At 68.1% G+C, this 12,454-nt stretch carries 13 protein-coding genes; 9 read left to right on the plus strand and 4 right to left on the minus strand.

Features of this window, described 5'->3' with window-relative positions:
* The first annotated feature begins 249 nt into the window (after positions 1-249).
* The 3 genes from QEG98_RS16680 (at position 250) to QEG98_RS16690 (ending at position 2,211) form a co-directional block, all read left to right on the plus strand.
* Complete coding sequence (locus tag QEG98_RS16680) at positions 250-843, plus strand: hypothetical protein (RefSeq protein WP_316567362.1); 594 nt, start codon at positions 250-252, stop codon at positions 841-843.
* A complete protein-coding gene (locus QEG98_RS16685) occupies positions 840-1,559 on the plus strand; it encodes an OmpA family protein (RefSeq protein ID WP_316567363.1) in 720 nt (239 codons plus the stop codon). The genes QEG98_RS16680 and QEG98_RS16685 overlap by 4 nt, the downstream gene beginning before the upstream one ends.
* Before the next feature lie 79 nt (positions 1,560-1,638).
* Complete coding sequence (locus tag QEG98_RS16690) at positions 1,639-2,211, plus strand: hypothetical protein (protein WP_316567364.1); 573 nt, start codon at positions 1,639-1,641, stop codon at positions 2,209-2,211.
* Positions 2,212-2,249: 38 nt separating this feature from the next.
* Here the strand turns inward: QEG98_RS16690 and QEG98_RS16695 are convergent, their stop codons facing one another.
* Together QEG98_RS16695 and QEG98_RS16700 are read right to left on the minus strand one after the other, a co-directional pair.
* A complete protein-coding gene (locus QEG98_RS16695; protein ID WP_316567365.1) occupies positions 2,250-2,756 on the minus strand; it encodes a hypothetical protein in 507 nt (168 codons plus the stop codon).
* 439 nt (positions 2,757-3,195) lie between these two features.
* Complete coding sequence (locus tag QEG98_RS16700; RefSeq protein ID WP_026114162.1) at positions 3,196-3,927, minus strand: hypothetical protein; 732 nt, start codon at positions 3,925-3,927, stop codon at positions 3,196-3,198.
* A gap of 268 nt (positions 3,928-4,195) precedes the next feature.
* On the opposite strand from QEG98_RS16700, the gene QEG98_RS16705 reads away from it, so the two are divergent.
* Entirely contained in the window at positions 4,196-4,777 is a 582-nt protein-coding gene (locus QEG98_RS16705; protein WP_316567366.1) for a hypothetical protein, read from the plus strand.
* Positions 4,778-4,833: 56 nt separating this feature from the next.
* On the opposite strand, the gene QEG98_RS16710 is transcribed toward QEG98_RS16705, so the two are convergent.
* Complete coding sequence (locus QEG98_RS16710; protein ID WP_316567367.1) at positions 4,834-5,259, minus strand: J domain-containing protein; 426 nt, start codon at positions 5,257-5,259, stop codon at positions 4,834-4,836.
* Between the two features lie 1,058 nt (positions 5,260-6,317).
* Between QEG98_RS16710 and QEG98_RS16715 the strand changes: the two genes are divergently transcribed.
* On the plus strand, positions 6,318-7,262 hold the full coding sequence (locus tag QEG98_RS16715; RefSeq protein ID WP_316567368.1) for a DUF808 domain-containing protein: 945 nt from the start codon (positions 6,318-6,320) through the stop codon (positions 7,260-7,262).
* Between the two features lie 63 nt (positions 7,263-7,325).
* Here the strand turns inward: QEG98_RS16715 and QEG98_RS16720 are convergent, their stop codons facing one another.
* Positions 7,326-8,327 carry an NADP-dependent oxidoreductase gene (locus tag QEG98_RS16720; RefSeq protein ID WP_316567369.1) on the minus strand — a complete coding sequence of 334 codons (1,002 nt, stop codon included), beginning with the start codon at positions 8,325-8,327 and terminating at the stop codon, positions 7,326-7,328.
* A 227-nt stretch (positions 8,328-8,554) separates the two neighbouring features.
* Between QEG98_RS16720 and hflK the strand changes: the two genes are divergently transcribed.
* The 4 genes from hflK (at position 8,555) to QEG98_RS16740 (ending at position 12,427) form a co-directional block, all read left to right on the plus strand.
* Entirely contained in the window at positions 8,555-9,604 is a 1,050-nt protein-coding gene (gene hflK, locus QEG98_RS16725; RefSeq protein WP_410478028.1) for an FtsH protease activity modulator HflK, read from the plus strand.
* Complete coding sequence (hflC, locus tag QEG98_RS16730; protein WP_316567371.1) at positions 9,601-10,542, plus strand: protease modulator HflC; 942 nt, start codon at positions 9,601-9,603, stop codon at positions 10,540-10,542. The genes hflK and hflC overlap by 4 nt, the downstream gene beginning before the upstream one ends.
* A gap of 305 nt (positions 10,543-10,847) precedes the next feature.
* On the plus strand, positions 10,848-11,759 hold the full coding sequence (locus QEG98_RS16735) for an endonuclease/exonuclease/phosphatase family protein (protein ID WP_316567372.1): 912 nt from the start codon (positions 10,848-10,850) through the stop codon (positions 11,757-11,759).
* Positions 11,756-12,427: a hypothetical protein gene (locus QEG98_RS16740; protein ID WP_316567373.1), complete on the plus strand. Its 672-nt coding sequence runs from the start codon at positions 11,756-11,758 to the stop codon at positions 12,425-12,427. The genes QEG98_RS16735 and QEG98_RS16740 overlap by 4 nt, the downstream gene beginning before the upstream one ends.
* Positions 12,428-12,454 lie beyond the last annotated feature (27 nt).

Consider the following 12,454-nt stretch of genomic DNA (forward strand, 5'->3'; position numbering starts at 1 on the left):
CCCGTAGGCGTAGCGCTGATGCGGCCCTCGTGGGTAGTTGGAACTCGTGGCGTGAGAAAACCTCCCAGCATGGGAGCTACAAGTCCCTTCACTCCAGATACAGCCTGATACATGGACAGAGGAGGGAAGGTGGGCGAGGGCCGGCTGGTCGTCAGCTTGGGTGGCGGACAACTCGCGGAGCCGCCAGGTTGTGCGATGCTGTGAGCCCCCGTGGCCGCCATCTCCGTTCAAGTTCCCCTTCTGGTTTTCATGGCACTGCTCGCCACCTCCGCGCGCGCGGCGGAGCCGTCCGCCGTGGAGCAGCGGGCGCGCGAGGACCTGGACCGTCAGCTCCAGGAGATGGTGAAGACGCCGCCGCCGGAGATCGTCATCTCCTTCGAGGGCCTGCCCGGAGCGGGCACGTCGCGCGGCTACAAGCTGGTGGAGGCGGACTTCCTCGTCAACGGCCAGCCCCTGGCCATCCCCGGCCTGGACAAGCTCAACGGCCCCGGGCTGCACCGGCTCGCGGTGCTCACGGTGGAGGAGGGCTCCTACACGCTCGTCTCGCACGTCACCTACGCCAACGAGTCCTGGAACCTCTTCAGCGAGGAGAGCGGCTTCCTCTGGAAGCTGACGGCGTCGGTGACGGTGCAGGTGCAGCGCGGACTGCGGGCGCGGGTGCGGGTGCTGCCCGCCATCAACCCCACCGCGCCGGACCCCCGGCTGAAGCTGAAGCTGTCCCATGACGTGAAGGCGGAGATGACGGCCGCCATGGCGGACGTGGCCATTCCCGACGTGCCGGATGCGGGGGCGCCCGTGGCCGCGGTGGCGCAGGCTCCCGCGAAGCCGACCCCGCCCCCGTGACGACCCCCATCTCGCCGACGCCGCCCGTCGCCGCGCCCGTGAAGACGGTGGAGGCGCCCGAGCAAGGGCCGGTGGCGCCCGCGAAGCTGCTGCTGAAGGTGCTCGCGGGGAAGCGGCCCGCCGCGGCCACCGTGTACGTGAAGTCCGCCACCGGGGCGCCGCAGCGGGTGATGGTGGACCGCAAGGCGCGCAATCCGGTGGAGGTCATGCTGCCGCCCGGAGAGTACCGGCTGGACGTCCTGTCCCAGGGCTACCTGGCGCAGACGCGAAAGGTGACGCTCTCCCGGGAGGCGGTGCCCACGGTGTCCTTCGCCCTGGTGAAGGCACCGGTGTCGAAGTCCCAGAAGGTCCGCCTGAAGAAGGAGGTCGTGGAGCTGCCGCGCATGCCGCGCTTCGCGGAGAAGCAGGCCGCGCCACGCAAGGGAACGACCGCGGGACTGGCCCTGCTGATGGACATGTTCGTGCGGGACGAGAAGCTCCGGCTTCGCATTGAAGGGCACACCGACAACCGCGAACGCCCCGCGGCGGCCGCCCGCAAGGCGCTGTCCGAAGCCCGCGCCGCAGCCGTGGCCAAGGCCCTGGTCGACGCGGGACTGGACGCGTCGCGCATCGAAACCGTGGGCCTGGGGGACACCCGGCCCAAGGCGCCGAACCTGCTGCCTCGCGGGCGCGAGCTGAACCGCCGCGTGGAGTTCGTGCTGCTGCGCAAGGAGTAGGGGGCTGAATAGAGCCGCGGTGCATGCGTCTGTCCTCATGAACACGACGGCGGGCCCTGAGCTCACGAGGACGCACCCCATGAACCGCATCGCATCCGCGCTGGTCGCAGCCCTTCTCCTCACTGGCAGTGCGCAGGCCCAGGGTTACGGCCCCCGTCCCACGCGCGTGGAGCGGAGCGAGCTGCGCGATGACCGCCGCGACCTGGAGGACCTGCGCAACCTGCTGGCCCGCTTCGACGCCGCGTGGCGCAGCCGGAGCGAACGGCAGATGGCGAACGTGGAGTTCAGTCTGCGCAAGCTCCTCCGTGCCGAACTGGCGGAGAGCGAGCGGGAGCTGTCCAAGGACTGGGCGCAGGCGCGGCGGAGCCGGCGGGATGCGCGCGTGGCCCAGTGGGGCGGCCCCCGGGCGACCATGTGGGGCCGTGCCTCCGCGGCCGACGCCCGGAACGACCTGCGCGCCGAGCACGCCGCGCTGCGGACCCGGAAGGCCATCGCCCGCGAGCTCGACGAAATTGAGGGCCTGCGGCAGCCCGGAGCCCTGAGCTACAAGCGCACGCTCATCCTGGAGCTCATCCAGGTGGCGGAGCGGGAGCTGAACCAGACCCGGCGGGAAGTCCGTGACGACCGGCGTCCCCACGGCCGGCGCCACTGAGCGCCCGCCGCGAGACCCCGCCAGGTCCGGCGGCGGGGTTACTCCGCCTTCTTTGGCGCGGTGGCGGAGCCCACCACGCGGTGCACCGGGTACAGCTCACCCGGGGTGATGGCGCCGTCGAGGAACTGCCAGCGGCAGAAGCCGTCGTCCGAGTGGGGCTCCAGCAGGTACACGGCGAGCGTGCCGGCGCGCTGGGCCGTGGGCACGTAGAGCGTCCCCGTGGGGAACTCGCGTGTGGTGCGCTCCGGGGCCACCGTGAGGACCGTCTCGAAGCGCACCGGCTTGGGCTTCTGGCTGAGCGGCACCTCGGCCTCGCCGGGCGGCGGCACATTCGCCGCCACGTCGGGGCTGAACGTCTCCTCTCGCCGGGCCACGCGATAGCTGTCCACCGTGAACGGCCGGGACTTCGGCAGCCGCTCGAACTCCAGGGCGCATTTGTCGTCGCGCGTGGCCACGCCGTAGTTGATGCCGACGAGCGCCTCCACGTCGGGAGACTTGCCCCGCGCGATGATGTCCGCCTGCGTCTCGTCGGTGATGGCGCTCAAGTCCCGCCGCGCCGCTGGAAAAGAGTGAGCCCGAGCAGGGTGTCCTCCTGCCCGGGCTCGGGGTGCTGCCATGGATGAGACCCGCACGTTTAAGTTCCTGCCTGCGGTTGAGACCTCGGGTCCTGCGATTGAACGACCGCCGCGTAAGGGAAAATGGAGCGGCGGGCTGGAATTGCACCAGCATCACGAGGGAGGGGGCGGGAACGGTTGATCGGGCCTGCGACAGCGAATGCTGAGTCTGGAGTGAGAATTTGAGTTTGGGGTGCTTCGCGCGCTCGTGATGCCGCCTGCCTCTACCGTGATTGGGCTACCCCGCCGCAGGTGGTGTTGAATGGCGGGGGCAGGGCTCGAACCTGCACTGAGGGACGGCCGGAGAACGCTCGGCGTAAGGTTGCTGCTGAGTTTGAGTCTGGACTCCAAAAGGTCTGCGGCTGTGATTCTAGCCGAACAGGTAGCCGAGGAGGGCCTCGCCTGCCTTCATTTCCTCCACCTCGACGGCGTTCGCCTCTTCGCGGGCGAACTTGACGGCCTGCTGCAATTTCTCCACGCGCTCCAGCAGGTCATTCATGCGCGTGGCGGGGAGCGCCCCCGAGAACTTCACCGTCTTCCAGTAACCGACGACGATGTCCTCGTAATAGACCTCCACCTGGGCCGGGTGCTTCTCGGTGGCCTCGGACTTCACGTGGTTGCGGGGGACCTTCTTCGTCTTCGCCGTCTGCACGGGCTCGGTGGCCCACAGGCCCTGCGCCGGGTCGGGAACCCACGACTCCGACGGGTCCAGCGTGGGCAGCTTCTTCACGAAGGTGTGAAGGTCCACCAACTGCTTCTCCAGGAAGAGCAGATACGTGGCGGGAACACCCTTGAGCAGGACCCGGCCATCCACGCGCACGTCCGCCTTCGCGTGACAGTTGGTGAGGTCCTTGGTGGCGGTGACGTCGAAGAGCCGGGTGAGAATCTCTTGCGTCTTCTTGAGGACGTCTTGCGTTCGTACCTGCACGCGGGTGGATTCGGGGGGGAAGCGCTCACCCTCCTCGTCGCGGGGCTGATACGTGCGGGAGATGCCGCTGAGCAACTGCGGCTTCTGGAGGTCGTGATGAGCTTGGGTCAGCTCTTGCTGCGAGCGGTTCTTGACGCCCTTCTCGACGGCGATGATCTGGTTCAGCTTCGGCATGACGGTACTTCCGATTTTTCTGAAGAGTGGGTTGTCGCCCTCGACGCAGCATGGCGTCTCGCCCTGACATGCAATGGGGGATTCAGGCCTGTCGGGGAGTTCAAGAGGGCAGCGAGCCGCCGGGAGTACGCTCCGTCCGCAGTTGGCCCGGTGAGCCGGACGCCCGGGCCTCGTCCGTCGCAGTGTGTGCGTCCATGGGGGTGAGCCCTCATTCATGACGTCAGCACAGCGCCGCGCCCGGAAGGTCGCGCGGAAGGAGACACGCGTCATGACGGAGCAAGAGGCCTATGTGAAGCAGATGGACGCGGAGAAGCGGAGGCTCGACGCCCGGATTGCCGAAACGGAGGCGCAGGCAGACGTCCGCCAGGCGAGCGATGAGCTCAAGGACATGTCCGGCATTCGCCGCGTCTTCGACCAGTTCCGCATCAAGCTGGAGGAGCTGAGCAAGCGACAGACGCAGAACTTCGACCAGGGCAAGGCCGAACTCCGGAAGTCCTACGACGACACCAACCAGGCCGTCATCGAGATGGAAGCCAAGATGGCGCTCGTCCGTGCCGGCTACGAGCGCAAGCGTGAGGCGGAGCTTCGAGCGCTTGGCGCGCAGGTGGATGGTTGGGAGGCGTCCGCCGCGCAGTCCCGGGCCGAGGACTCACGGCTCACGCGGCAGGAACTCCAGTTCATCCGTCGCTCACTCCAGGACACGGAGTCCGCGCTGCGCCGATTGATGAGCAGCCATGGTGAGAACTGGTCGAAGCTGAAGAAGGACTTCGAGGACTCGTGGCGAGAGCTGCGGGAGCGCTCCGACAAGATTCGGGAGGGCGCGGACGTGCAGCCGTCCTCTCACGCCTGAACCTGGACGGTACGAGGTCCGGACCGGGTGAGGTCCGGCCTCGCTCCGGGATTGCGTCAAGTCTTCCTGCGAACGTACTCCCAAGCTTCGATGAGCCTGCGCGTTTCTTCCTGCGCCAGGGCCTGCAGCTTGGGGCCGAGCTGCGCGACCTTGTCCGGATGATACTGGGCCACCAGTGACAGGTAGGCTCGCCGTGCATCCGCGAGCGGGGTGCCGGGCGTGATTCCCAGCACCTCCCAGGCAGATGCCACCGGCTCCGGTTCAGGCGCGCGAGGCGCTTCGGTGCGAGGCTCCGGTTCAGGCTCAGGCTCCTCGTCGGGCGTGTGGTCCGCGTCATCGGCTTCCTTGGCGGTGTCCTCGGCCTCCGCTTCTTCCTCCTCCTCCTCGGGGGGCTCGGCGGGAGGCGCGGGCCGGTCGAAGCCCACGCCGCAGGTGGTGCAGAGGAGCCGCTCCTGGGGCTCGCCGGAGGAGGATGGAACCACGCGTGTGTCGAAGCAGTCCCCACACACGATGTTGCGGCACGACTCGCAGCGCGCTGCGGAGGGGCGTCGTCCAGGTCCTGGCCGCACCGGAGACAGTCGTCTGGCAGGGGGGCCTCTTCGCCACACCGCACGCAGTGGGCCCACGCGCGGTCCAGGCGGTGCTCGCACTCCGTGCACTCCAGGTCGCCACCGCTCGCGGGCTCCCAGTGCTTCGTTTCTCCGCACCACGGGCAGTAGGGCATCAGCCACGCCAGCTTCCCGGTGCAGTCATCCGCGTCGCAGTCGAACTCGAGCCGGTAGCCCTGGGCCACGGGCTCGGGCGCGTTGGCCTCGTCGAAGGACTCGCCACATGCCCAGCAGTGATTGAAGAGCGGGTGTGAGGGTGCCTCGCACGCCACGCAGACGGGGTTGCCGTGCTCGGCCTTCCATTCCACTTCGTCGCCGCAGCCGGGGCAGAAGCCCATGGCCTGCGTGACGTCCGGGTGCTGGCAGGATGACCTCGCGGCGTGGGCGGCCCGCTCGCGTTGTCCAGGCGGGGCGGGGAACGGAGGCTTGATGCCTCGCTCCGTCAGGTGTTCCCACCAGCAGGCGCGGCAGATGCGGCCCCGGGCCTTCCGGTTCTCGTGGCCGGGCGCCACCGGGCGTTGCCGGAAGTCACCGGCCTCCAGGACCTGTGTGCTCAGGCACACCGGCAGACCGTGTCGCCGCAAACCTCGCAGCTTCCCGCGAGGCGGCGGACGCCCAGGCCCAGGATGCCGGCGGTCAGCACCTCCCTGCAGCACGGGCAGGCTCGCATGGACTTCTCTCGCGGGATGGCCGGGCCGGGTGGGGCTCGGGTTGCGGGTGGGCCTCACGCATGCCCCATCCGGCCGGCCAGGTCCAGCGCGCTTGCTGACAGCCCTGTCCGGTGAACCCAGGGAAAAGAGGATGGCGGCGGGGTGGGGGAAAAGCCGGGGGAGTGGCTTTCGAAGCCGCGTGGACGCGCCTAATCCAGGCTATATCCAGGGTTTGGGACGTCTTCGAGACGCGCCCGTGCCCTCTACACCAGGACGAACCACGTGGCCGGAAGCAGCCTCCTCACCCTGATTGATGACATTGCCAGCCTGCTGGACGACATCGCGGCGATGACGAAGGTCGCGACCCGAAAGACCGCTGGCGTGCTGGGGGATGACCTCGCCCTCAATGCCCAGCAGGTCTCCGGCGTCAGCGCCGACCGCGAACTGCCCGTCGTCTGGGCCGTCGCCAAGGGCTCGATGGTCAACAAGGCGATTCTGGTGCCCGCGGCGCTGGCCATCAGCGCGCTGGCGCCCTGGGCCATTACCCCGCTGCTGATGCTGGGTGGCGCCTTCTTGTGCTTCGAGGGCTTCGAGAAGGTGGCCCACAAGTTCCTGCACGGCAAGGAGGAGCAGGCGGCGCAGAAGCAGGAGCGCATCAATGCAGTGGCGGACCCGTCGGTGGACCTGGTCGCCATGGAGAAGGACAAGATCAAGGGCGCCATCCGCACCGACTTCATCTTGTCCGCCGAAATCGTCGTCATCTCGCTCGGAACGCTCACCGCCGCGACCTTCGGAATGCAGGTCGCCGTGCTGACGGGCATCGCCCTCCTCATGACGGTGGGCGTGTACGGCCTGGTCGCGGGCATCGTGAAGCTCGACGACGCGGGGCTCTACCTGATGAAGGCAGAGGGCGGGCTCAAGCGGAGCCTGGGCCAGGGCATCCTGGCCACCGCGCCGTACCTGATGAAGGGGCTCGGCATCGTGGGCACGGCCGCCATGTTCATGGTGGGCGGCGGCATCCTCACGCACGGCATCGCGCCCCTGCATCACTTCATCGCGCACGCGGCCGCCGCGGCTGCAGCGGTGCCAGGCGTTGGCGGACTGCTGGGCGCGCTCGTGCCGTCGCTGATGGACGCGGTGGTCGGCGTCATCGCGGGTGGCCTCATCCTTCTGCTGGTGACGGCCGCTACGCGGGCCTTCCAGTCCGTACGGGCCAAGCCGAGCTGAGCCAGTCTACCCCTGCGTGCCCGAGTGTTCCGGGCACGCAGGCGGCGCTTCACGCGTCGGCCGTCATGCCGTTGGGTCCACCTTCACCACGAGCTTGCCGAAGTTGCGGCCTTCCAGCAGCCCGACGAAGGCCTCGGGCGCATGGTCGAGCCCGTTGACGATGTCCTCGCGGTAGCGCACGCGTCCCTCGCGCACCCATGCGCTCATGTCCCGGTAGAAATCCGGGAGCTGGCTGACGAACTCCGTCTGAATGAAGCCTCGCAGCGTCAGGCTCTTGGAGAGCACGTCGCGCATGACGAGGGGCAGCCGGTTCGGGCCCTCGAAGGGACCCGTGCTGTTGTACCAGGCGATGAGGCCGCAGACGGGGACTCGCGCGAACGGATTGAGGAGCGGGAAGACGGCGTCCCAGACCGCGCCGCCCACGTTCTCGAAGTACACGTCCACGCCCTTGGGGCAGGCTTCCTTCAAACGCTCGGCGAAGTCCGGAGCGCGGTGGTCCACGACGGCGTCGAAGCCAAGCTCGTCACGCACGTACGCGCACTTCTCCGGTCCGCCCGCGATGCCCACCGCGCGCGCCCCCTTGATTCTGGCCAACTGCCCCACCGTCGCGCCGACAGGACCGCTGGCCGCGGCGACGACCACCGTCTCACCGGGTTGAGGCCGTCCAATCGTGAAGAGGCCCGAGTAGGCGGTGAATCCCGGCATACCGAGCACGCCCAGCGCGGTGGAGACAGGGGCGGCGGCCGGGTCGAGCTTGCGCAGAACTTCACCCTTGGACAGCGAATAGGTCTGCCAGCCTGAGTAGGAGAGGACGATGTCGCCTTCCGAGTAGCCCGGGTGTCGGGAGCGGACGACGCGGGCGACGGTGCCGCCGACGATGACCTCGCCCAGGTCCAGTGGGCGGGCGTACGACTTCGCGGTGCTCATCCGGCCTCGCATGTATGGGTCCAGCGACAGGTACTGGACCTTCAGCAGGAGCTCACCTTCGCCGGGCTCCGGTACGGAGACGTCCTCGATGCGGAAGTTCTCCCGTGTGGGCCGGCCTTCGGGTCGGGATGCGAGCACGATTCGTCGGTTGATCAGGTCCCTCAACGGATTCCTCCCTGGTAAGTGCGGCTTCCCTAATGACCGTGCCGTGGAGCGTCAATCGAAGTGACCGGAGTGACGTGCCCATACCGGTCAGGCGCGTGAGCGCTGCGCATGGTGCCTGGCTGGCTGGAATTCTCGTGGCGCCCCTTGCATGAGCAGCCTGTACGGGGGAAGACGGATGGATGTCATGGAATCCTCGCGTCATGAATTCCGACCCACGAGGGCGGGAGCCGTCAGACGTCCTACGTGAGCTTCGGCGGCAGCTGGGGCCTGGAATCGGGCGCCGCATCCTGTTCGCGGTGCTCGGCCTGTTCCTGCTGGTGGGGCTGATGACCAGCTACGCCCAGGTGGAACCGGACGAAGTGGGCGTCATCCTCCGGCTGGGGCGCTTCGTGGGAACGGTGGAGCCGGGCCCGCATTTCCGGATGCCCTTCTGGGTGGACCGCATCGTGAAGGTCCCGGTGCAGCGTCAGCTCAAGGCGGAGTTCGGTTTCCGCACGGAGGCCTCCCGCTCGCGCGTGGGCTCGGCCTATGCGGCGGAGTCATCGGACACGAAGCGCGAGTCGCTCATGCTCACCGGTGACCTCAACGTCGCGGTGGTGGAGTGGATCGTCCAGTACAAGATCAAGGACCCGTACAAGTACCTCTTCAAGGTGAAGAACGTGGAGAGCATGCTCCGGGACATCTCCGAGGCCTCGATGCGGGCCGTCGTGGGAGACCACTCGGTGAATGAGGTCCTCACCACGGGCCGCCAGGCGGTGGCCACCCAGGCCAAGCTGCTGCTCCAGGACCTGGCGGACCGCTACGAGACGGGCGTGGACATCCAGCAGGTGGTCCTCCAGGACGTGAACCCGCCCGACCCGGTGAAGCCGTCGTTCAACGAGGTGAACCAGGCCATCCAGGAGAAGGAGCGCGTCATCAACGAGGCCTATGCCGAGCTGAACCGCGTCATTCCCCGCGCGAAGGGCGAGGCCGAGGAGGCGCTGCGCAGCGCCGAGGGCTATGCCATTGAACGTGTGAACCGCGCCAAGGGTGAGGCGGACCGCTTCGCTCGCGTCTACGAGGAGTACCGCAAGGCGCCGGACGTCACCCGCCGCCGCATGTACCTGGAGACCGTGAGCCAGGTGCTCCGGAGCGCCGGGCAGAAGGTCGTCTTGGACGAGTCCGTCAAGGGGCTCACGCCGCTGTTGAACATGCAGGCGACCGACCCCGCGGTGTCCGGGAGCGCGAGCCAGACGGAGGGCCGCCGATGAGCCGCCTTGTCATTCCCCTTGGCGTAGTGGCCGTCCTGGCCGTGGTGGTGGGCTTCTCCGCGACCTACACCCTGAGCGAGCACGAGCAGGCCGTCATCACCCGGTTCGGCGAGCCGAAGGGCGCGTCCGTCGTGGACCCGGGGCTCCACTTCAAGATGCCCTTTGTCGACACGGTGAACCGCTTTGACAAGCGGTGGCTGGACTGGCGCGGTGACCCGAACCAGATTCCCACCAAGGACAAGAAGTACATCTGGGTGGACACCTTTGGTCGCTGGCGCATCGTGGACCCGCTGCGCTTCTTCCAGCGCCTGCGGGATGAGCGCAACGCGCAGTCCCGGCTCGACGACATCATCGACGGTGAGACGCGCAACACCATCGCGTCGTTCGCGCTGATTGAGGCGGTCCGCTCCACCAACCGTCCCTTCGAGGACGACGAGTACACCGCCGAGACGGAGCGGGCGGAGTCGCTGGAGCAGGTCGCCCAGGGCCGGGACAAGCTCACTCGCCAGATCCGGCTGCGGGCCGCGGAGATCGTCAAGGAGTTCGGGGTGGAGCTGGTCGACGTGCAGATCCGCCGCATCAACTACGTGGACGAGGTCCAGGTGAAGGTGTTCGAGCGGATGATCTCCGAGCGCAAGCGCATCGCCGAGCGCTCCCGCTCGGAGGGCATGGGCCGCGCGGCGGAGGTCCGGGGCCAGCGCGAGCGTGACTTGAAGGAGATCCGCTCGGCGGCCTACCGCAAGGCCCAGGACGTCACCGGCGCCGCGGACGCCGAGGCGACTAAGATCTACGCGGAGGCCTTCGGCCGGGACCCGGAGTTCTACCAGTTCATGCGGACGCTGGAGGCCTACCCGGATGTCGTGGACAGCTCCACGTCGCTGTTCCTGGGCGGCGAGTCCGAGTTCTACCGGTACCTGCGGAGCAGCTCCAAGAAGTAGGCGGGAAGGGCGGGGCGTCAACGGCATCCTGGCCGCTGATGCCCCGCTTCCGTGCCGTACTTGCGGTGATTCGTGCCGCCGCGAGTGAGGTGGAGGACTGGCCTCACTCCGCAGGTGACTGAGTGCATCGGTGCAAGCACCGCATCCGGTTGCCTGGTTGGCTTGGGCCATGAGGCGGTTGCTCCATCAAGGCGTTCACTCCCTCTGTTGCTCTGCGCCCGTTGGAGGGAGCGGTGCGGTGTCGGTGCCGCGGTGGAAGGAATCTCTGGAGCGCTGCTTCGTTCAGTGGCGCGATGCACGGGGCCTTGAAATGCAACGACGCACGCGACGCCGCGGCGGAGGCGCCAGGCGCCAGAGACGGCGTCTGGCAGCCAGGCTCCCGTCAACGGCTGCGCATCGCGCCGCCGTGGGCGCTTCTCCTGCTCACGTTCCTGACGGGATGCCCGCTCGCGGAGAACTACACCGATGAGGGCGGCCCCCGGTACAGCGGCGACCATCGGGAGCCGGGTACCGTCGCCTCCGAGGCGCCCGCTTCCATCACCGTGGTGACGTTCAACCTGTCCTTCGCCGAAAAGGTCACCGAGGCCATCACCGCGCTCTCGAGGCCTCCGCTCGCGGGGGCGGATGTCATCGCGATGCAGGAGATGGACGCAGCGTCCGTCGACCGCATCGCAAGTGAGCTGGGGTTGGCCTACGTCTACTACCCTGCCTCCGTGCAGGTGGACGACGACGACTTCGGGAATGCGCTGTTGAGCCGGTGGCCCATCGTCGCGGACCGGAAAGTCCACCTTCCTCATGACGACCCGTACCATCAGCGCCGCCGCATCGCGGTCCTCGCGACGTTGGACATCGGTGGGACCCTGGTTCAAACGGCCTCCGTGCACAACGCCACGCCCATCGTCGGGCTCGGTGGGCGGCTGGACCAGGCGGAGACCATCATCGACGCGATGGAGGGGACGGGACCCGTGCAGATCATCGCCGGTGACTTCAATACCTCGGACCCGGGAAGCCTGAGGCAGATGGTGAAGCTGTTCTCCGGACGGGACTTCCAATGGGCCTCGGAAGGCGTGGGAGACACGGTGGACTCCGTGATTGGCGGCCTCCCGCTCGACTTCGTCTTCGCCCAGGGGCTCGCTCCGCTGGAGCGCGGCGTGGACCGGCGTCCCGCGGGAAGCGACCACCATCCCGTCTGGGTGCGGTTCGCATGGCCCCCATGATGCGAGGCTTCGGCGCGCGGGCACTCTGGGTGGGCGGGACGCTCGTTCTTGCTTCTGGCTGTCTGAGCGGTGCGCGGAACATCCGCGCCGCGACAACCCCCGTTGGGACGACAGAGGTCGGCGTTTCATTGAACGCGCTGGCCTTCGAGCGTGGGCGGGAACAGGCGTACCTCCCCAGCCCCGAGCTCACCTTCCGCAAGGGCGCTGGCGAGAACTGGGATTGGGGCGGCCACCTCACGTTGCTGGGCCTGGAGCTGGGAACGCGGCACCGGCTCCTCGAGCAGTCCCGGTGGACGTGGTCCTTCGCTCCGAGCGCGGGAATCTGGTACGTGCCCGTCACCAACAACTACACGGAGCCCGTCAATCTTCGGCTCGGCGCGCAGACGCTGCTCGACTATCGGCTGAGCCGCGCGTGGACTCTGACCGGTGGCGCATCGCTGACAGGCGCCTTCGCGGGACCGCTCACCGCCTTTCAAGGGCGGTTCAATGGAGCGAACCTGCTGCTCTCACCAGGGGGCTCCCTGGGGATCGGGTTTCGCTTGAGCCCCTCCTTCGAAGTGCGAGCAGAGGGAGGCCTCGAGTTTCCCCTGGGCCTGAGGGGTGGGAGCCGCCCGCCCGCCGGCCATGCCGGGCTGACGTTCCGCTGGAGCCGTGCCGACCGTCGATGACGGTTCACGCACCACCAGGGCCTCCTG

Source organism: Myxococcus sp. MxC21-1, assembly GCF_032612255.1.
Classification (GTDB): domain Bacteria; phylum Myxococcota; class Myxococcia; order Myxococcales; family Myxococcaceae; genus Myxococcus; species Myxococcus virescens.